This window comes from Undibacterium sp. FW305-107 (assembly GCF_058788535.1).
In genome coordinates this window covers 25591-44056 of sequence record NZ_JBYTAV010000014.1, presented here as the reverse complement: position 1 = coordinate 44056, position 18466 = coordinate 25591, and the positions used below count along the sequence as shown (strand labels likewise).

The 18466-nt window shown below is 50.7% G+C and carries 21 protein-coding genes; 12 read left to right on the top strand and 9 right to left on the bottom strand.

Annotation, left to right across the window (positions count from 1 at the left end; genetic code table 11):
* Positions 1-14: 14 nt before the first annotated feature.
* Positions 15-926, bottom strand: a complete 912-nt coding sequence (locus AC3WQT_RS25480) for a LysR family transcriptional regulator (RefSeq protein ID WP_492708294.1) — start codon at positions 924-926, stop codon at positions 15-17.
* A gap of 102 nt (positions 927-1028) precedes the next feature.
* Between AC3WQT_RS25480 and AC3WQT_RS25475 the strand changes: the two genes are divergently transcribed.
* The 5 genes from AC3WQT_RS25475 (at position 1029) to AC3WQT_RS25455 (ending at position 6165) form a co-directional block, all read left to right on the top strand.
* On the top strand, positions 1029-1760 hold the full coding sequence (locus AC3WQT_RS25475) for a histidine phosphatase family protein (protein WP_492708292.1): 732 nt from the start codon (positions 1029-1031) through the stop codon (positions 1758-1760).
* A gap of 29 nt (positions 1761-1789) precedes the next feature.
* Positions 1790-2554: an SDR family oxidoreductase gene (locus AC3WQT_RS25470; RefSeq protein WP_492708290.1), complete on the top strand. Its 765-nt coding sequence runs from the start codon at positions 1790-1792 to the stop codon at positions 2552-2554.
* A gap of 30 nt (positions 2555-2584) precedes the next feature.
* Complete coding sequence (locus AC3WQT_RS25465) at positions 2585-3034, top strand: PaaI family thioesterase (RefSeq protein ID WP_492708288.1); 450 nt, start codon at positions 2585-2587, stop codon at positions 3032-3034.
* A gap of 49 nt (positions 3035-3083) precedes the next feature.
* Positions 3084-4310, top strand: a complete 1227-nt coding sequence (locus AC3WQT_RS25460) for an acyl-CoA dehydrogenase (RefSeq protein WP_492708410.1) — start codon at positions 3084-3086, stop codon at positions 4308-4310.
* A gap of 154 nt (positions 4311-4464) precedes the next feature.
* Positions 4465-6165, top strand: a complete 1701-nt coding sequence (locus AC3WQT_RS25455) for a long-chain-fatty-acid--CoA ligase (RefSeq protein WP_492708286.1) — start codon at positions 4465-4467, stop codon at positions 6163-6165.
* Between the two features lie 82 nt (positions 6166-6247).
* Here the strand turns inward: AC3WQT_RS25455 and AC3WQT_RS25450 are convergent, their stop codons facing one another.
* The 4 genes from AC3WQT_RS25450 to AC3WQT_RS25435 form a co-directional block, all read right to left on the bottom strand.
* Positions 6248-6424: a hypothetical protein gene (locus AC3WQT_RS25450; protein ID WP_492708284.1), complete on the bottom strand. Its 177-nt coding sequence runs from the start codon at positions 6422-6424 to the stop codon at positions 6248-6250.
* 556 nt (positions 6425-6980) lie between these two features.
* Complete coding sequence (locus AC3WQT_RS25445; RefSeq protein WP_492708282.1) at positions 6981-8441, bottom strand: TIGR01777 family oxidoreductase; 1461 nt, start codon at positions 8439-8441, stop codon at positions 6981-6983.
* Complete coding sequence (locus tag AC3WQT_RS25440; protein ID WP_492708280.1) at positions 8438-9085, bottom strand: DUF4166 domain-containing protein; 648 nt, start codon at positions 9083-9085, stop codon at positions 8438-8440. Before AC3WQT_RS25440 ends, AC3WQT_RS25445 begins: the two co-directional genes overlap by 4 nt.
* Positions 9082-9546: a cell division protein gene (locus AC3WQT_RS25435; protein ID WP_492708278.1), complete on the bottom strand. Its 465-nt coding sequence runs from the start codon at positions 9544-9546 to the stop codon at positions 9082-9084. The genes AC3WQT_RS25440 and AC3WQT_RS25435 overlap by 4 nt, the downstream gene beginning before the upstream one ends.
* Positions 9547-9697: 151 nt before the next feature.
* On the opposite strand from AC3WQT_RS25435, the gene AC3WQT_RS25430 reads away from it, so the two are divergent.
* The 5 genes from AC3WQT_RS25430 (at position 9698) to AC3WQT_RS25410 (ending at position 13845) form a co-directional block, all read left to right on the top strand.
* The gene (locus AC3WQT_RS25430; RefSeq protein ID WP_492708276.1) at positions 9698-10360 is read left to right on the top strand and encodes a response regulator; all 663 of its coding nucleotides are present in this window, start codon (positions 9698-9700) and stop codon (positions 10358-10360) included.
* The gene (locus AC3WQT_RS25425) at positions 10357-11682 is read left to right on the top strand and encodes an ATP-binding protein (RefSeq protein ID WP_492708275.1); all 1326 of its coding nucleotides are present in this window, start codon (positions 10357-10359) and stop codon (positions 11680-11682) included. The genes AC3WQT_RS25430 and AC3WQT_RS25425 overlap by 4 nt, the downstream gene beginning before the upstream one ends.
* A 178-nt stretch (positions 11683-11860) precedes the next feature.
* Complete coding sequence (gene pal / locus AC3WQT_RS25420; RefSeq protein WP_492708408.1) at positions 11861-12388, top strand: peptidoglycan-associated lipoprotein Pal; 528 nt, start codon at positions 11861-11863, stop codon at positions 12386-12388.
* A 178-nt stretch (positions 12389-12566) separates the two neighbouring features.
* The gene (locus AC3WQT_RS25415) at positions 12567-13403 is read left to right on the top strand and encodes a serine hydrolase (protein WP_492708273.1); all 837 of its coding nucleotides are present in this window, start codon (positions 12567-12569) and stop codon (positions 13401-13403) included.
* A gap of 100 nt (positions 13404-13503) precedes the next feature.
* Positions 13504-13845: an NIPSNAP family protein gene (locus AC3WQT_RS25410; protein WP_492708271.1), complete on the top strand. Its 342-nt coding sequence runs from the start codon at positions 13504-13506 to the stop codon at positions 13843-13845.
* Positions 13846-13905: 60 nt separating this feature from the next.
* Here AC3WQT_RS25410 and AC3WQT_RS25405 read toward each other — a convergent pair whose 3' ends face one another.
* Positions 13906-14271, bottom strand: coding sequence for a winged helix-turn-helix transcriptional regulator (locus AC3WQT_RS25405; protein WP_492708269.1), 366 nt, complete (start codon positions 14269-14271; stop codon positions 13906-13908).
* Positions 14272-14411: 140 nt separating this feature from the next.
* Here AC3WQT_RS25405 and AC3WQT_RS25400 point away from each other — a divergent pair, with 140 nt between their 5' ends.
* Together AC3WQT_RS25400 and AC3WQT_RS25395 are read left to right on the top strand one after the other, a co-directional pair.
* Positions 14412-14957: a nuclear transport factor 2 family protein gene (locus tag AC3WQT_RS25400; RefSeq protein ID WP_492708267.1), complete on the top strand. Its 546-nt coding sequence runs from the start codon at positions 14412-14414 to the stop codon at positions 14955-14957.
* Between the two features lie 49 nt (positions 14958-15006).
* Positions 15007-15864 carry an SDR family oxidoreductase gene (locus AC3WQT_RS25395; protein WP_492708265.1) on the top strand — a complete coding sequence of 286 codons (858 nt, stop codon included), beginning with the start codon at positions 15007-15009 and terminating at the stop codon, positions 15862-15864.
* An 89-nt stretch (positions 15865-15953) separates the two neighbouring features.
* On the opposite strand, the gene AC3WQT_RS25390 is transcribed toward AC3WQT_RS25395, so the two are convergent.
* The 3 genes from AC3WQT_RS25390 to AC3WQT_RS25380 all read right to left on the bottom strand — a co-directional run bounded on the left by AC3WQT_RS25390 (position 15954) and on the right by AC3WQT_RS25380 (position 18456).
* A complete protein-coding gene (locus tag AC3WQT_RS25390; protein ID WP_492708263.1) occupies positions 15954-16769 on the bottom strand; it encodes an alpha/beta hydrolase in 816 nt (271 codons plus the stop codon).
* Between the two features lie 287 nt (positions 16770-17056).
* Complete coding sequence (locus AC3WQT_RS25385) at positions 17057-17536, bottom strand: NuoB/complex I 20 kDa subunit family protein (protein ID WP_492708261.1); 480 nt, start codon at positions 17534-17536, stop codon at positions 17057-17059.
* A 38-nt stretch (positions 17537-17574) separates the two neighbouring features.
* Positions 17575-18456 (bottom strand): helix-turn-helix domain-containing protein, encoded by an 882-nt coding sequence (locus tag AC3WQT_RS25380; protein WP_492708260.1) that lies wholly within the window; start codon positions 18454-18456, stop codon positions 17575-17577.
* Positions 18457-18466: the final 10 nt, after the last annotated feature.

The following is an 18466-nucleotide window of genomic DNA, read 5'->3' as shown; positions in this document are numbered from 1 at the left end:
TCCTCCTTGCGATATCACACAGTCTGGTTTTGAAACGCCTCTATTACTTGCTGCCTTAGCCAGCGATTAGCTGGATCATTCTCCACATTCTGATGCCAGTACAAATACACGTCCCATGAGGGCATGGCCGCTGGCAGCGGCAATATCTGATTATTGAATTGTTCGTTCGCAATGCGCGCGTAACCCTCTGGCATGGTCAGTAGTAAATCAGTCTGGCTGACTACCCGGCAAGCGGCAAAATAATGCTGGCAGCGCAAGCGTATGCGTCTTTGCAAGCCCAGGCGACTCAGTTCAAAATCTTCCAATCCCATGCCTTTGCGTCTTGAGCTTGCCAGTATATGTTCGGCCTGCATATACGTGTCCAGATTGAGCTTGCCCTGTATGACAGGGTGATCGCGTCTCGCGAGTACGACAGTGTTGCCTTGCACTACCTTCTGACGGTGTATCTCATTTGGCAGCGGCAACAGCATATCAATCGCCAGATCCAGGCTGCCCGCCGCCAGTTCACTGACCAATTCTCTTCTTTCTACTTGTATCGCTGCCAGATTGATTTGCGGTGCCTGCCTCGTAATGCTTTTCATTAACGGTGGCAGGGCAGTGGATTCCAATACATCCCGCAAGGCCAGGTTGAACTGCTTAGTAGCCAGCGCCGGGTCAAACTTGTCATTCTCGGTCAGCGTCACTTCCAGCCCGCGCAGGGCTTGCCGCACCGGTTCTATGATGCTGCGCGCCAGCGGGGTCGAGACCATCATCTGTCCCTGACGTACAAACAACGGGTCATTGAACAATTGCCGCAGGCGGTTCAGTGCATGGCTGATGGCAGGCTGGGTCAGGTTCAGTTGCTGGCTGGCACGGGTCACGCTGCCCTCGGTATAGATGGCAACAAAGACGGTGAACAGGTTTAAATCGACTCTGGATAAATGCATGGGATTAATTAATTCAGATAATAACTATTCATTTGATAAATTATAGGCGCGGGCATACACTTTGTTTATTGTTTTTACTGAAGTTTATTGATTGAGGAACTAATGGCAGCTTTATATCTGGTCAGGCATGGGCAGGCTTCATTTGGTAACCAGAACTATGACCAATTGTCTGAACTGGGCGAACAACAGGCGCGACACTTAGGTAACTGGTGGGCAGAGCGTGATATGCAGGTTTCACGGGTTGTCACCGGTGCGCTGAAAAGGCACCAGCAAACCGCACAAGCCTGCCTGTCCGCAATGCTGCAACAAGATGTTGATGCGCTGGATGCATCTGCCTGGCATTGCGATGCCGGGTTCAACGAATACAATCACCATGAAGTCCTGGCACGGCATGTACCGGCTTTTGATGACCCTGCAGCGGTCAAGCATTTCCTCATGAATACGCCGAATGGCAAGCAAGCCTTCCAGGATATTTTTGCACAGGCCATCAGTCGCTGGATGTCGGGTGAGCATGATGCTGAGTATGTGGAAAGCTGGAATGCATTTCGCCAGCGCTGCATTACTGCCATGCACAAGCAACTGGCGATAGCAGATGATGCCAAGAACATCGTCGTGTTCACTTCTGGCGGCACCATTTCGGCCTTATGTCAGCATGTACTGGGTTTCCCTGATCCACGCTTTGCTGAACTCAACTGGTCATTGGTGAATAGTGCAGTCACGCGTTTTCATTTACAGCCGACAGCAGAAGGTGTTTTGCGTCCGGCACTGGCTTACCTGAATAATTTTTCACATCTTGAAGTATTGAATAACCCCAAAGCAATTACCTACGTTTAAAAAAACAAGAGAGACGAGAGAGACAAGACATGACAGCAATGTTTGATTTGACCGGTAAGGTCGCACTGGTCACCGGTGCCAGCCGTGGCATAGGTGAAGCCGTCGCCAAAACCCTGGCAGCCAATGGTGCCTATGTCATTGTGAGCAGCCGCAAGGCTGAAGCCTGCGAGGCCGTGGTGGCAGCAATCATCGCTGCCGGCGGCAAGGCAGAAGCACGTGCCTGCCATATTGGTGAAATGGCGCAGATTGATGCCTTGTTCGCCGACATTATAGCGGCCCACGGCAAGCTGGATGTCCTGGTCAATAATGCCGCCACCAACCCGCATTTCGGGCATATCACCGAGACCGATGTCAGCGCCTTCCAGAAGACAGTCGATGTCAATATACGCGGCTATTTCTTCATGTCTTCAGCCGGTGCCAAACTCATGGCAAAACATGACGGTGGCAGCATCATCAATGTGGCTTCTGTCAACGGTGTAGTGCCAGGTGCCATGCAAGGGATTTATTCCATCACCAAGGCAGCTGTCATCGCCATGACCAAATCCTTCGCACAGGAATGTGCACCCATGGGCGTGCGCGTGAATGCCTTGCTGCCAGGCGCGACCGATACCAAGTTTGCCTCAGCTCTGTTCCACAATCCCGTGATTCTCGAAAAAGCACTGTCCCGCATACCCATGAAGCGCATTGCCGAACCTGACGAAATGGCGGGCACGATCTTGTACCTGGCATCGAATGCTTCCAGCTACACCACGGGAGCATGCATCAATGTTGATGGTGGCTACTTGGTCAGTTAAGACAAAAAGGACAAGAGACAGGGCGCGATCATGAAACCGGCATATGTGGCAAGCAATCCAGATTACGCAGCGCAACTGAAGGGCCTGGTCTTGGCCATGCCAATGGCGAAATGGCTGGGCATAGAGTTTGTGAAGGTGGAGCCGGGTGAAGTGGAACTGGATATTGCCTACCGCGAAGAACTTAGTTTCGTACCCGGAAAAATGCAGGCCACAGCCATCTTTGCAGCAGCAGATTTTGCCGGGGTCTCTGCCGCTGGCACACTGCTGCCAGCAGGCTGGATCAATGCCAGTATCGATTGCAATTTGAAGATAGTCGCCCCTGCCGATGGTGAAAAACTGCGGGCACGTGGGCGCGTGGTTTCAAACGGGAAGTTGTTGACCGTCAGCGCCGCAGAGGTTTTCTCTGTACGCAACGGCGAAGAAGTTTTATGCGCAACAGCATTGCTAACGGCGCGCAATATTGAGCTACAAAGAAAGTAAAGCGGACATATTCATGTCCATCTGGACTAACAAGGAAAAAGGAAACAAAATGGATTTTCAATACAGCCCCAAAGTCAAAGATTTGCAGGCACGCCTGATCGCCTTCATGGATGAGCACGTCTATCCAAATGAAAAAACTTTCTTTGGCGAGATAGCCGCCAACCGCAAGGCAGGCAATGCATGGATACCGACCAAGGTCGTTGAGCAACTCAAGGCCAAGGCACGCGATGCCGGTTTGTGGAATCTCTTTTTGCCAGAGTCTGGTCATGGTGCGGGTTTGACCAATCTCGAATACGCTCCGCTTTGCGAAATCATGGGCCGTGCCGTCTGGGCACCAGAAGTATTCAATTGCTCTGCACCCGACACTGGCAATATGGAAGTGTTTGCCCGCTATGGCACGCCTGAACATCAGGAACAATGGCTGAAGCCTTTGCTGCGCGGTGAAATCCGCTCCTGCTTCGCCATGACAGAACCGGCAGTCGCCTCTTCTGATGCCACCAATATTGAATCATCGATAGTGCGTGATGGTGACGAGTATGTCATCAATGGCCGTAAATGGTGGTCGTCCGGTGCCAATGATCCGCGCTGTAAAGTGTTTATCTTCATGGGCAAGAGCGACCCGAGCAATCCTGACCGCCACAAGCAGCAATCCATGATCATCGTGCCGCGTGATACACCAGGCGTGACTATTTTGCGTGCCTTGCCGGTATTCGGTTATGACGATGCACCGCATGGTCACGGCGAAGTGCTGTTTGAAAACGTGCGCGTTCCCGCATCCAATATCTTGCTGGGCGAGGGCCGCGGCTTTGAAATTGCCCAGGGGCGCCTCGGGCCTGGCCGCATCCATCACTGCATGCGCCTCATCGGTCTGGCAGAACGCGCACTGGAAGATATGTGCAAGCGCTCTTTAACACGCGTGGCCTTTGGCAAACGGGTAGCCGATCAGGGCGTGACACTGGAGCGTATTGCCAATGCCCGCATCCTCATCGACCAGGCACGTTTCCTGGTCTTGAATGCCGCGCAGATGATGGACACGGTAGGCAACAAGGCAGCAGCCAAAGAAATCGCCATGATCAAGGTGGCTGCACCGACCATGGCTTGCCAGGTCATCGACTGGGCCATACAGGCGCATGGCGGTGGTGGCGTGTCGGATGACTTCAACCTCGCTTATTCCTACGCACAGGCGCGCACCCTGCGTCTGGCTGATGGCCCGGATGAAGTGCACAGAAATCAAATCGGCAAGATGGAGTTGAAGAAATACACGGATAAGAAATAATTGGAGAAGAAATAAATTATTAATCGCTTCATGAGTTTGATTGAGCAGTAGTGCAGGGCAGGCCCTTTCCTTTTTGAGGACGGGGCTTTTCCTGCGTTAACTCCCACCTGTTGGCTGACATTTTCAAATTATTCTTATAAATAGAGAGACAAAAATGCGCGACACACCCTGGATCAAGTCTTACCCCGCAGGCGTACACTGGGACGCCGACCTGCCCATCAGCAGCGTGCCACAATTACTGCATGATGCCGTTGCCAAATGGCCAGACTTGCCCGCCCTGGAATTCATGGGCAAGAAAACCAGCTACGCAGAATTACAAAAACTGGTGAACCAGGCCACCAAAGGTTTCCAGCAACTGGGCGTAAAGCCTGGCATGCATGTGGGCCTGTATCTGCCGAATACACCACATTACGTCATCAGCTTCTTTGCGATTTTGCAGGCTGGTGGCACAGTGGTGAATTACTCACCACTGGATGCCGAGAAAGTGCTGGAGCATAAAATTGCCGATAGCCATACCGACATGCTGGTGACACTGGATATGGTCATGCTGTATCCGCAAATGGCCAAGATGCTGGGACATACCCGGCTGCAAAAACTCATCATAGGAAATATCCCGGAGATGACGCCTTATCCGGATGCCGTCAGGGCGAACCTGGACAAGGCAGGCCAGCTCAGCGCAATTCCCGATGATGCGCAGCATTTACTGTTCGCAAAATTGCTGGACAATGATGGCGACTACACCCCCGTCCCGGCAATTGACCCCAAAGAAGCCATCGCTACCTTGCAATATACTGGTGGCACTACAGGTTTACCCAAGGGGGCAATGCTCACGCATGGCAACCTGACTACGGCTTGCAGCCAGATCATGGAAACCACCAATATCGAGCCGCGTGTGCTGGAAGAAGGAAAAGAAAAATTGCTGGCCGTGCTGCCGCTATTCCACATCTATGCACTGACGGTGGATATGTTGTTTGGCATACGCATGGGTGCAGAAATTATCTTGCATACCCGCTTCGATGCCGATGCCGTGGTCAAGGATCTGGCGAATAAAAAAATCACGGTATTCCCCGGTGTACCCACCATGTACACCGCCATTATCAATCATCCGCAGATCAGGGAATATGATCTCAGTGCACTGAAGTTCTGCAATTCCGGTGGCGCACCCTTGCCTACAGAAGTGCTGCAACAATTCCAGTCCTTGACAGGTTGTACCCTGCTTGAAGGCTGGGGTATGACCGAGACTTCACCTACAGGTACATTTACGCCACTGGGTGGTGTGCGCAAGGCTGGTTCCTGTGGTTTGCCTACACCAGGTATTAGCTTCAAATTTGCCAACATTGATGATGCTCGTCAGGAAGTGGCTTTGGGTGAGCGCGGAGAAATCTGCGTGGCTGGCGCGAATATCATGAAAGGCTACTGGAACAAGCCAGACGCTACTCGTGAAGCTTTCACTGCCGACGGCTACTTCCGTACTGGCGATGTTGGTTATATGGATGCGGATGGATTTGTGTACATCGTCGATCGTACCAAGGACATGATCTTATCTGGTGGTTTTAACGTTTATCCACGCAATATAGAAGAAGCGATTTATGAACACCCTGCCGTGGCCGAAGTCAGCGTTATCGGCATCCCCGACGCATATCGCGGACAGGCGGCCAAGGCCTTCATCAAACTCAAGGCGGGGCAGGTAGCCTTCAGTTTTGATGACTTGAAAGACTTTCTCAAGGACAGACTGGGCAAGCATGAAATGCCGCAAGCCATGGATATCCGTGCAGAGTTACCGAAAACCCCGGTAGGGAAATTATCGAAAAAAGAATTGTATGAAGAAGAGGCCAAGAAGAGGGCAGTTGCCTGATCAATTCTTATCTATCTTGATTAAATAAGTTTTTGCGCGTTTCTGCGGCTTTCTGGTTCCCTCCAGGAAAGCCGCAGTTTTTTCATTTCTCCTTGCCAGCTACATTGGCCTTGAGCTGAATTTGCAAAGCCTGCAAATCTTTCGTGCTATGTTCAACAACAATAGTCCTGGTGTCAGTCACCTGAGACTGGCTGCTGACTTGTAGTTCTGGCACGGCTTTTCTTGGCCTTACAGGCTGGGGATGGTGCAGGAAGAACATGGCTTGCTCCTTGAATTTATAGAGCCAGATTGAGACTTAATTTCAGATTTCAAGTGAGGACACTTTGCATGACAGCTGAACGCTTCGCCGACTTTCCCTAAGCGGATCATGAGGTTTGCAATTGCCGCCAGTTCTGACACTGTATATTTTTCCCAGGTCCGTCATCAATTTGGCAGTGACAGTGTAATGGTCGCCCAGTACAGAGCGAAAATAGTGCAAATGTGCTTCACACTCAGGCTGAAAATCAATCTCTATTGTTGCTGCCTTTAGCCAGTCTTCTGGAATACCTTGCTTGTTCATGATTGCACGCAACTTCACTTTATAGTCGTGCATGACAGCATTGAACTCTGAGCTTGCCGGAGTGCAGATGATATTCAGCAAATCCAGCGTAAGCAAAGTAATAGAACGTTCATGTACAAAGTGGCAAAGCTTGCCTATGGCCCAATAGCCTGCAAGATCATTATTGCGGCTGTTAAAGCTATCCGCAATTCCTGCTGCTATCGATTTGAGTTGTCTCCTGCGCGGCATAGGCATCTTTGCATCTTAGTCAGTCTGCTTAGACCAGGTTTATCAGTGCGTTACGCAAATCTGGATAATCAAAAACAAAACCGTCTTCCAATAGTTTTGCTGGCATCACGCGCTGGCCTTCCAGTAATAAATCAGCTTGCTCACCCAGCACAAGGCGCATGGGCCAGCCTGGAGTTGGGAAGAAGCTGGGGCGATGCAAGACACTGGCGGCAATAATACTGAACTGTTTTTGCGTGACTACTTCAGGCGCAGTGAAATTATAAGCACTGTCCAGCGGAAGGCTGGTTTCATGCTGCCACAGGTGGGCAATACCACGCAGCACATCGTGCACATGTATCCAAGATTGCCATTGCCTGCCACTGCCAAGAGCACCGCCCAGACCCAGCTTGATGGGCAGGAGCATCATGCCCAGTGCGCCTTGCTGGCCAAGGACAACGCCGAAACGCATCCTGGCGACCTTGACGCCGTAAGCGCTGGCAAGCTGGTTGGCCTGCTCCCAGTCCTGGCACAGTTCAGACATGAAGATGGATTGTGGGGCTGCGCTTTCAGTCAGCTTCCTGTCATCACCCAATGCCTGTATGCCGTAATAGCCGATGGCTGAAGCTGCCAGCAATAGCCTGGGTTTGCTTTCTGCACGGGCAATCCATTCAATGATCTGTTTTGTCAAACCAGTGCGGCTGTGGCGCAATCCTGCCTTGCGTTTTTCTGACCAACGCCAGCCCAGTATGCGTGCACCTGCCAGGTTGATGATGACATCTACACGCTGATTTGCAGGTAACTCCTGCATCGATGCAATCACTCTTACCCTGCCATCAAACTTCCAGCTTGCCTGTTTTGGGTTGCGGCTGAGTATCGTTACTTGCTGTCCATCGACCAGCAAGGCTTTGACAAGCAAGCTGCCGATAAAGCCGGTGGCCCCGGTGACCAAAATCTGCTCTGATTGATCGCTGAAATGAATTTTGGATACCTGCGTTTCCTTGTCAGCCAGCTTGCTCAGCCGTAGTGCAGCCAGCCCATCACGTATGCCGGAGAGGCCTACGCCTATACCACATAATGCCAGGAATATACTGAGCGAGCCCTGTGGCTGCCACAGCATTTGTGTAGGGGCGGCAAACCACTCAGGTGTATTCAAGATCAACAAGGTGATAAAGGCTCCACCATTAATCGCGAGTACGGTATGTGTCACACGCTCTGTGGCTGGCAGCAGGCGGGTCTGGTCTTCAATCACGAAGTCCCATAAGGTCAGAACGATCTCGACACCAAATACCAATAGCAGGACGATGGACCAGGCACCGTGCCATGCCCATGCTGACAAACCTATGAAGAGCAAACTGTAGATGAGTGCGCGGGTGGCATGTATCCCCAGTTCTGTGCGGGCACTTGCGCGCTGTGGCAAGGCTTCGGTCAGCTCATGGTGGTAGAGGGTATCGAAAGCGCCGAGCAAGCCTTGTGCTGCCATTAATTGCAGGGCGATTAAATGAGTGTTCATGATGCTACCTCAGTATGAATTTCCTTGAATACGCCTATCTGGGTAAAGGTACGGCCAAACAGGGCATGTTTGATTTCTATGCGGATATTGAATTGCTCAGGGTTGTCATTACGATGGCACAGGTAAGTTTTGCCCGGCGTGAAAATACCGGGTATGGGAATGCGATAGCCCAGTACATCCCAGAAGTAACCATCGCTGGTGAAGTAGAGATTACCTTCATGCACGTGCAAGATCAGTTTCATGCCCAGACCCATGCCTACATATTCCAGCACGTCGCCTTTTTCACTTTCCTGCATATACGATGTGAACTGTATCGGTGGCCGGTTGTGCAGGCGGTATATCCTCTGCTTGAAGATGGAAGGGCAATCCGGTTTGGAATACACCATGATATCGACAGGAAAGTCATGATCGGTATAGGGGATCAAGGCCCCGGCTATCATGGGTTTAGTCAGGTGGCCGAGGAGCTTGCCAACTCTTGAACAGCTTAATTCGCTGAGCATTCCTGTGTAGTACAGTGGTTTGTCAGGCGCTGGATTTTTGGCAAACCTGGCCTGGATATCCGGGTGCAGTTTCAACCATTCCTTGCCCAGGATTTTCCTGAATAATTCGCCTTCGGATGGAGCAGGTTTGATGTTCTGGCTCATGCTTTTCTTTCAGTTACAGGTGCATCCATTTTCCATAAGAGCAGCAGAGGAGGGATCATGCTCAATACAGCAAATGCATCTATCCAGACATTGATCAGCATGTCTGCCTGCATGGAAATCAGCATGTCCTGCGGTGCCCATACCAGTATGCCTATCATCAGCCATAGCCAGGCAAAGCGGCTACGGTGTTGATTGCCCAGGTAAATCAACGCACCCATCCACAGGCCTACTGTTTGTACGGTGGCACCAAACAGGCTCATCCACCAGATTTGCATATTGCGTGCCGCATCAGGGGCGGCCTGTGGCCAGAAATGGCTTTCTATGAGCTGGTGATAAATCTCGACCAGACCGGTGCTACTGATCCACGGTAGCAAGAGTCCGATAGTGAAGTGGGCAAAAGCGGCAGCGTACAGCCAGCGTATCAGCCAGGGTCTGAGAGAATTTTGTTGTGCATAAGACATTTATTTTCCTTTATTTCTTTAATTTCTGTCGTTACAGAAATTAAAGATCAAATGAGTGTGTATGTCAAGTGATTTGCGGCATATCTTTCAGGCCTGCCCATGACGTACAATCCACGCAGCATTCATCTTCCACATACCAAGCGCATAAAACATGAAAGTCCTGCTCGTCGAAGACGATCCCATGATAGGTGAAAACATACAGATCGCCCTGGAAAGCGAAGCCAATCTGGTCGATTGGCTTAGCAATGGTGAAGCAGCAGAGGCTGCGCTGCAATTCCATAGCTATGATGTGTTATTGCTGGATCTGAGCCTGCCTCAGCGCGATGGCATGGATATTTTGAAAGCCCTGCGCAAGCGTGGCGATGCCTTGCCCGTGCTGGTCATGACTGCACGCGATGCGGTGCCAGACAGGGTACGCGGCCTGCATGCAGGTGCAGACGATTACCTGGTCAAGCCTTTTGATCTCGATGAGTTGATCGCCCGCATGCATGCGCTGGTAAGGCGCTCGCATGGGCGTACCGATACTTCCTATGTATGCGGCGACGTGGTCGTCAATACTACGACGCGGCAAGTATTTAGCGGTGCAGAGCAGGTCATACTCTCTTCGCGTGAATGGACGATACTTGATGCCCTGGTAGCACGCCCCGGGGCGATATTGTCGCGCAGCCGCCTGGAAGACCAGTTGTTTGGCGCCACCTCAGAGATAGAAAGCAATGCGGTTGAAGTGTATATCCACGGCCTGCGGAAAAAACTGGGTCAAAAATTCATCGTCAATGTGCGTGGCGTTGGCTATATGGTAGAGAAAAGCACATGAAGTCTTTGCGCCTGCAAATGATGCTCTTGTTTGGTATCGCCATTCTGGCTGCGGCAGCCTTGCAGTTTGCCAGTTCGCTGCATGCGGCTATCGGTGAAGCGAACAAGCTGTTTGATTACCACATGCAGCAAATGGCACTGGCCTTGCAGGACGGTGATTTTGACCAGGTTGACTGGCATAATCTGCCTGGCACGGAGATTGATGATTTTGATTTTGTCGTGCAGGTCTGGTCTGAAGATGGTGCCAGGGTTTATCAGTCACGCCAGCACCGCAGCCTGCCCAAGCAGGCGGCTCTTGGCTATTCAACAGTGACGCTGGAAAACGGCGACTGGCGCGTGTATGCCGCAGAAGAAAACAAGCGCGTCATCCAGGTCGCCCAAAAAATGGGGTCACGCAGGGATCGCGCAATATCCTTTGCACTAAGCACCCTGTGGCCAGTGATACCTGTGTCCCTGCTCCTGTTTTGTGCCGTCTGGTGGGGCATCAATTCTGTGCTGGCTCCTTTGAACCGCATAGGTAGCGAGCTGGCCAACCGCAATGCCAATTCCACTGATCCGGTATCGTCAGACGGCGTGCCAAAAGAAGTATCGCTACTGGTGACGGAATTGAATTCTCTGTTGAGCCGCATGGGGCTGGCGATACAGTCGCAGCAGCGTTTTGTTGCCGATGCCGCGCATGAGCTCAGGTCACCCATTACTGCCTTGCGCCTGCAGGTGCAAAATCTCGGCAGGGTCAAGGATGAAAACAGTCATGAACAAGCCATCAATCGCCTGCTCGGCGGTGTCGACAGGGCCTCTCGCTTGGTAGAGCAATTGCTGGCGCTGGCCAGACAGGATCCGACTTCACAAGCCAGCCTGAGCTTTCAAAGCATTACCCTGAACACCTGTATAGAACAGGCTGTCAGCGATGTCATGCCCTTTGCGCAATCCAGGAAAATTACCATCAACGCAGAAATGCATGAACTGTTTGAGCTGCAAGGCGACAGCGAAAGCCTGCGCATCATGATACGCAACCTGCTTGACAATGCCGTGCGCTATATACAGGACGATGGCAGGGTGAAAATCAGTCTCAGTCGTGACAAAGACGGTTTGCGGCTTGACATTCAGGACACTGGCGATGGCATAGCGCCGGAAGAGCGTGAGCGTATTTTTGACCGTTTTTATCGCGTTGCAGGGACGAATAAAAGCGGCAGTGGCCTGGGCCTGGCCATCGCCAAGGCGATTGCTGACCGCCATCATGCCAGTATCAGCCTGGCAGATGCGGAGTTGGGCGGGTTGGAGGTGATTATCCTGTTTCCTGCTTTACATAACCTGCCAGGCTGAAAAAATGCTCACATTCTTGACAAAATACCTTGTTTGATTGGTGGCGGCGCAGTTTTTTAAGATTCGCCTAAGTTTCCTGAGGCAAGATGGCGTTGCTTCATACTACCTGGTAGCGTCTCGCTTATGCACCAGGTTTGAATCGACCAATTAAAATTCAGAGGGTATTTACATGCGTGCAATCAACACAATCAAAAACGCCGCCGGTCTGGCAGCAGTCGCAGTTTTATTGGCAGCTTGCAGTACGCCAATCAAAGCACCTGAGCAAACACCACCACCTCCGCCTGCCAAAAAGGAAGAGCCTGCCGCTAAAAATGATCGTGACATAAAATCCGTCGTCGTAAAAGATGAGCTGGATGATCCTAATAGCCCATTGGCAAAACGCAGCGTCTATTTTGACTTTGACCAATATGTCGTCAAAACTGAATATAGTGGCACGGTTAACGCTCACTCTAAATACCTGAGTTCCAACAAAGGCAAAAAAATCCTGATCCAGGGTAATACTGACGAACGTGGTGGCCGCGAATACAATTTGGCACTGGGACAAAAACGTGCAGAAGCCGTACGTAAATCCTTATCACTGCTGGGTGTGCCTGAGACACAAATGGAAGCAGTCTCTCTGGGTAAAGAAAAGCCAAAAGCCACAGGCAGCGATGAAGCTTCCTGGGCAGAAAACCGCCGTGCAGACATAGTATATTCCGGTAAGTAATTCTTAGTATTGCTAAAACCAGCTTGCATCCGGCTACAAAAATTTGACGCCTGTATGCAAGCTGGTTTTTCTCTATAATGCTGACACAAGATTGTTACGATCTGCTGTTATTGCATAACGCTAGCAATTTTGCGTCAGCCTTATTTGTTTAATTCCGCGACAGAATCGATGTGTCCAGATGTTGAAGCCCAAGCTGTTAGTTGTCCTGATGTTGTACTGTGGCAGCCTGTCTGCCATGCAATTGAGTTCTCAGAACGTCATTGTTGTTGATGAGCGTAATGGTCAGGTTTTGCTGGAAAAAAATGCCGATGTGGTCGTACCCATTGCCTCACTGACCAAGCTCATGACGGCTATGGTACTGCTCGACAGCAAAGCCAATATGGATGAGAAAATCTCCATAGAAGAAGAGGATAAAGACCAGCTCAAGCACAGCCGCTCGCATGTCCCAATAGGCTCAAGCCTGACGCGCAGGGAAGCTTTGCAACTGGCACTGATGTCTTCCGACAACCGTGCCGCCGCTGCATTGTCCCGCACTTACCCTGGCGGTCAGGGCGCATTCATGGTGGCCGTTAAATCCAAATTGCTTGCTTTGGGTATGGGACATACCGTCATTCGTGAAGCGACTGGCTTGTCGCCAGAAAATACCTCGACAGCAGCTGACCTGGTTAAGATGGCGCAAGCAGCATCACGCTATCCAGAAATTGCCGACATCACGACCGACAGTGAAGACAGCGTCACCCTGAAGAATGGCCTCAGCCGTGAATTTCATAACACCAATCGCCTGATCGGTAAAAAGGGCTGGGACATCCTGTTGTCGAAAACCGGGTTTACCAATGAAGCGGGTGCTTGCCTCATCATGCGTGTCAAACTGGCCGGTAAAAAAGCTACCATGATTTTACTGAATGCCAGAGCAGGATCAGCACGCTGGACGGATGCCTTGAATATTGGAAAGTTGCTGGGCTATAAAGAAGAAATTAAAGCCAAGGTCGTCAGAAGACACAGGCGCCATCGCTGAAGCGCTTTCAGTAAATAACATTGTGCTGGTTTGATGGCATGTGAAATTTCAACGGGCATGCTAGCATGCCTGTTCTTCTATGAACCCTGACAGGTAAAACATGTCCCGCTTAGTCGAAATCCGTACTTATCGCCTCAAACCCGGCGTTGCCGATGCCTTTCATCACGCCGTTCATACAATTGCTGTGCCCATGCTGAAAAGCAGGAATATGGATGTCGTAGCGTATGGACACTCCGACCATGAAGAAGCGACGTATTACATGATACGTTCTTATGCCAGCCGTGCCGCTTTGGAAGCAGAGCAAGATGCCTTCTACAGTTCCAGTGCATGGAAAAATGGTCCCAGGGCAGAATTGGTCGACCGCATTGAAACCTATATGAATACCCTGATCTGGTTGTCGGACGAAGCTGTCGACAGCATGCGTGAGCTCAACAAGGCTTAGATATCAAGTACAAGATAAGACAAAAACAAGACCACAAATCCTGCTGATTGAATGCAGGCTTTAAGCAGAGCTATTATCCTGGTCAAAAGTCTGCCTCGATAATTTAATTTTCTCGAAATTCTTTTCCGCCCAATTCACCAGCGCGCCCATAGGTATCATGACCGAGGCACCGAGCGGTGTCAGTTCATATTCCACGCTGGGTGGTTTGGTCGGGAACACTTTACGGCTCAATAAACCATCCCTCTCCAGATCACGCAAAGACTGCGTGAGCATACGCTTGGATATGTCAGGCACCTGTTTATGCAATTGACTAAAGCGCAGAGGGCCATCTTGCAGCGTCAGCAAGATCAGCGGCGTCCATTTGGTGCTGATATGGTCGAGCACATTCCTGACCGGGCACATCGCAGTATCAAAATCCGATGCCATTCCCACTGCTTTAGATGGGTTCACTTTGGGTAACCTTGACACGAAAAACTGCCTCCTTACAATTTTTAGACATAGTCTCTATTATAGACCTTGATTCGGCCTCTGTTGCGAGCATGTCGAAATAAAGGAGAGATTTTGTCATGAGAAAACAGATACGAGAACAGATACATCGCTTCAAGAAAAGCCTGGTTTTGGGAGCAATGGTGGCATTTACGCTAACTACATTGTCGATTACCTTGTCGCCCAACAGCTACGCCCAGGAGCCGGTCATCGCAGTTAATAATCCTGATGCGCTGTTCAGTAGCAGCGATCCCAAGCTGCATGCCAACAAGCAGGTGGTCTATCACATCGTGAAAGACTTGCTGGAAGCCGGGCACTGGGAACTGGCAGACAAGTACCTGTCCAAGCGCTACCTGCAGCACAACCCGAATGCGGCGTCCGGCCTGAATGGCGTGGTCAGGTATTTTGTCGAGGTAAGAAAGGTCCAGGCCAGACCTATACCGGAGAAGATGACAAAACCTGTAGTTGCCGTCATTGCCGAAGGTGACCTGGTAACGGTCATGTATCCCTTGCCAGTCAGGGATAAGGTCACCGATCAGCTTTTATACACAACCACCTGGTTTGATACCTGGCGGATAGTGGATGGCAAGGCAGATGAACACTGGGATTCTGCGCTTAAAAATTGATTGATATTGATGAATGTTGACGAATTTTGATCTAACAGGAGAAGTAAAAATGATCGCAGTTACAGGTGCAAGTGGGCAATTGGGACGGTTGGTGATACGGGCTTTGTTGGACGCAGTTCCGGCCAATCAGGTTGTCGCCATCGTAAGGAATACCAGCAAAGCAGAAGATTTGCGCGTTGTTGGTGTGCAAATTCGCCAGGGTGATTATAGCAAGCCTGAGACATGGGGTGCTGCCTTGCAGGGTGTGAAAAAGCTTTTGCTGGTGTCTTCCAGCGAAGTCGGGCAAAGGCTGGAGCAGCACAAGAATGTGATCCTGGCTGCAAAAAATGCGGGAGCGGAATTAATTGCCTACACCAGCATCTTGCATGCAGATAGCTCACCGCTGGTGCTGGCCAAAGAACATATAGAGACAGAACAATTGATACGCGGTAGTGGCCTGCCTTTCGTTTTCCTGCGTAATGCCTGGTATATAGAAAACTATTTTTCTGCAGTGGGTACAGCGCTGCAAACCGGCAAGGTATTTGGTGCGGCTGGTGATGGTAAATTCTCGGCAGCTTCCCGCGTTGATTTCGCGGCAGCAGCAGCGGCTGTGCTGACTGGTAATGAGCAGGCCGGTAAAGTTTATGAGCTGGCTGGTGACCAGGCATTTACCCTCAGTGAATTAGCCGCTACCTTGTCAGAACTGTCGGGTAAGCCAGTTGACTATGTGAATCACACTGAGACTGAATATAAAGACCTGCTGGTGTCGTTTGGTTTGCCAGAAGGCTTTGCGTACATTCTGGCGCAGTCAGATACAGGCGCGGCGCAAGGTGGTTTGTATGATGCAGGCGGTCAGCTGAGCAAACTTATACGGAGACCAACGACTACTTTGCAATCGATATTGAAAGCGCATTTGTCATCCATTTAGTACAGTGTCGATTGGTCTGAATAAAGTGCGCCGGTGAAGCTGCAATTGTCAGCATTTCACCGGCGACTTCATCTTCGATACATCCTTTCTCAATCAGCCAAAAGGGCATTCACTTTACTTACCCATACTGTTGGATATTTAGTTGGCGCTTCCAGATGTTCGCCTTCATATTCCCAGAAAGTTTTTGCTGCGGTGGCATTGGCATACACCAGTTTTCCCTGGCTGATGGGGATGGATGTGTCACCAGCAGAATGCACTACTAACAGTTTGGCCTTGCCTATCTCCTTGATATCTTCTCTGGCCGAATAAGGCGAGATCAGGCTCGCACGTACAGCTTCTTGCATCTCTTTCGGAACATTGGCAACGGCGATATCTGTGAATGAACTCAAGCCACCATCCAGCACCAGCGCATCAATTTTGCCCGCATTTTTTTTGCTCAGATGCGTTGCAATCTGGCTGCCCATAGATGCACCGATGACTATCAATTTTTTACCCTTCAGCTCAGGTTTTTGCAGCAATTGATCGAACACCAGTTGACCATCGGCGGCGATATTCAGATGGGTAGGCTTACCTGTCGACAGTCCATAGCCGCGAAAATCGATCATGGCTACCTGAAAACCATCTTCTACCAGAGGTCGTATGAATTTAACGTAATGCGAGACATTGCCACCTGCACCGTGAAAATAAATGATGGTAGCCTTGGCTGCCTGCTGCGGTTTGATCCAGACGCCGGTGACTTCATCATCGCCTGCTTTAAAGCTCAAATTATCGTAGTTCAGGCCCTCGACTTTTGCCATCACTTTGGACGGGAAATAAAACCTTTCATCAGCTTGCGCGTATGCAGTGGACTGGACGGTGAGTGCAGCGATCAAGGTAAGTGTAGCCAACATCAATTTTTTCATCATGCGTCTTTCTATCTATCATTTCAATACGGATGCCTGGCCCGCGAAACGAGCACGGGTAAGTGGGATTTTGCAGGCGCATCATTTACTTGCTGCAAAAACCACATGCTAATGTAGATAAGATAGCTGGCTGCACTAATGTCGCCAAGTGCTAGTTTTGCTGGTTTATGGCCGCGGTTTATGGCGTCAACGGGAATTCGCCAGCCAGGCTTTCACCTCTGGCAGACGGAATAAGGCATTTGTTGCAGCACATACCCTGATGAATAAGCATGGATATGTGCAGTGCTTTGCTAGCGTGCAAAGCTGTTGCTGCGCTTGATTTTGTTCTGTAACTGTAGCAGGCCATAAATCAGGGCTTCGGCAGTCGGCGGGCAACCTGGGATATAGATATCGACCGGTACGATACGGTCGCAGCCACGCACGACGGAATAAGAGTAGTGGTAATAGCCACCGCCATTGGCGCAAGAACCCATGGATATCACATAACGTGGCTCTGCCATCTGGTCATAGACTTTGCGCAAGGCCGGTGCCATTTTATTGGTGAGTGTGCCAGCAACTATCATCAGGTCAGCGTGACGCGGGCTGGCGCGTGGCATGAAACCGAAACGGTCCATGTCATAACGGGCACTGGCGGCCTGCATCATTTCTACTGCACAACAGGCAAGGCCAAACGACAGATACCACATGCTGTTGCTCTGCACCTTGTTCATCAAATCATTGACGTTGGTGAGGATGTATGAATCCTGAAACAAACCTGTTTGCTCTTCCATGGATGGGGCTCCTTCTTTGAGATGCCCCGATTATGCATTCAGGCGATGATATGGTCTTGTACCGAAACGACATTGATTTCGTCAGAGGGAATAAACAATTTCCCCAATTCAGCTTCATTAAAGCTGAATGCCCAAAGTGCAGGATCTTGTGCTGCAATCCCACGCATGAGCTGGGCTGGTGTATGGCCGGTAAACCGGACAAAGTCGTGGTTCATGTGTGCCTGGTCGGCATAGCCAAAACTCATAGCGCATTCTGCCCAGGTCTTCGCTGGTAGTCTACCCAGCATGACTTGCATCAGGGATGCGCCGTAGCGTAAATGCTGTTTGTAACTGCGCAAACTGAGGCCAAAGCTGGCCAGAAAGCGCCTCTCAAATTGGCGTGCACCTAAACCCAGGCTGTCAGCCAATTCCTGTGCTGGTTTATTGATCCAGTGATAGGGAATGACCAGCGGAGCAATGCGAGGTTTTTCAAGCAAGCGCAAGCGTAACAACATGCTTTGTACTACATCCAATTGGGCTGCAGTGCCGCAGGCGGCATCCAGTTTTTCATTCACTTCCGTGTAGTGGGACAGTGGCAACACATCGGCCAGATTGATAACGGCGTCGCTAAATTCGTCTACAGGGTAACCTAGTATATTGCTGAGTTTCCCAGGGCGAAAAGTCGTTGACATGAAGCGTGAGCCAGGCTGGGCCTTGCCTCGCGAACGATGCCTGTTGGGGCCGACGATGGCGAAGCGGAACAGGGCCTGCCCATCTTCCATTTCCATCGCACCACTCAAAACGACGATCAACATCGGTAGTGGGCTGGCTGGCACGGTGTACCAGCACGATGGCACGTCCTTGACCAGAAAATGCATGCAGACATCCGCCAACAAGGGATGTGGGGCAAGACTGGCATGTGGTAAAGAAGAATCTTGCAATTGACGCTAG

What these genes read in the sequence shown, in the direction of transcription:
- AC3WQT_RS25480 (WP_492708294.1), bottom strand. Translation starts at nt 926, where the DNA reads ATGCATTTATCCAGAGTCGATTTAAACCTGTTCACCGTCTTTGTTGCC.
- AC3WQT_RS25475 (WP_492708292.1), top strand. Translation starts at nt 1,029, where the DNA reads ATGGCAGCTTTATATCTGGTCAGGCATGGGCAGGCTTCATTTGGTAAC.
- AC3WQT_RS25470 (WP_492708290.1), top strand. Translation starts at nt 1,790, where the DNA reads ATGACAGCAATGTTTGATTTGACCGGTAAGGTCGCACTGGTCACCGGT.
- AC3WQT_RS25465 (WP_492708288.1), top strand. Translation starts at nt 2,585, where the DNA reads ATGAAACCGGCATATGTGGCAAGCAATCCAGATTACGCAGCGCAACTG.
- AC3WQT_RS25460 (WP_492708410.1), top strand. Translation starts at nt 3,084, where the DNA reads ATGGATTTTCAATACAGCCCCAAAGTCAAAGATTTGCAGGCACGCCTG.
- AC3WQT_RS25455 (WP_492708286.1), top strand. Translation starts at nt 4,465, where the DNA reads ATGCGCGACACACCCTGGATCAAGTCTTACCCCGCAGGCGTACACTGG.
- AC3WQT_RS25450 (WP_492708284.1), bottom strand. Translation starts at nt 6,424, where the DNA reads ATGTTCTTCCTGCACCATCCCCAGCCTGTAAGGCCAAGAAAAGCCGTG.
- AC3WQT_RS25445 (WP_492708282.1), bottom strand. Translation starts at nt 8,441, where the DNA reads ATGAACACTCATTTAATCGCCCTGCAATTAATGGCAGCACAAGGCTTG.
- AC3WQT_RS25440 (WP_492708280.1), bottom strand. Translation starts at nt 9,085, where the DNA reads ATGAGCCAGAACATCAAACCTGCTCCATCCGAAGGCGAATTATTCAGG.
- AC3WQT_RS25435 (WP_492708278.1), bottom strand. Translation starts at nt 9,546, where the DNA reads ATGTCTTATGCACAACAAAATTCTCTCAGACCCTGGCTGATACGCTGG.
- AC3WQT_RS25430 (WP_492708276.1), top strand. Translation starts at nt 9,698, where the DNA reads ATGAAAGTCCTGCTCGTCGAAGACGATCCCATGATAGGTGAAAACATA.
- AC3WQT_RS25425 (WP_492708275.1), top strand. Translation starts at nt 10,357, where the DNA reads ATGAAGTCTTTGCGCCTGCAAATGATGCTCTTGTTTGGTATCGCCATT.
- AC3WQT_RS25415 (WP_492708273.1), top strand. Translation starts at nt 12,567, where the DNA reads ATGTTGAAGCCCAAGCTGTTAGTTGTCCTGATGTTGTACTGTGGCAGC.
- AC3WQT_RS25410 (WP_492708271.1), top strand. Translation starts at nt 13,504, where the DNA reads ATGTCCCGCTTAGTCGAAATCCGTACTTATCGCCTCAAACCCGGCGTT.
- AC3WQT_RS25405 (WP_492708269.1), bottom strand. Translation starts at nt 14,271, where the DNA reads ATGGCATCGGATTTTGATACTGCGATGTGCCCGGTCAGGAATGTGCTC.
- AC3WQT_RS25400 (WP_492708267.1), top strand. Translation starts at nt 14,412, where the DNA reads ATGAGAAAACAGATACGAGAACAGATACATCGCTTCAAGAAAAGCCTG.
- AC3WQT_RS25395 (WP_492708265.1), top strand. Translation starts at nt 15,007, where the DNA reads ATGATCGCAGTTACAGGTGCAAGTGGGCAATTGGGACGGTTGGTGATA.
- AC3WQT_RS25390 (WP_492708263.1), bottom strand. Translation starts at nt 16,769, where the DNA reads ATGATGAAAAAATTGATGTTGGCTACACTTACCTTGATCGCTGCACTC.
- AC3WQT_RS25385 (WP_492708261.1), bottom strand. Translation starts at nt 17,536, where the DNA reads ATGGAAGAGCAAACAGGTTTGTTTCAGGATTCATACATCCTCACCAAC.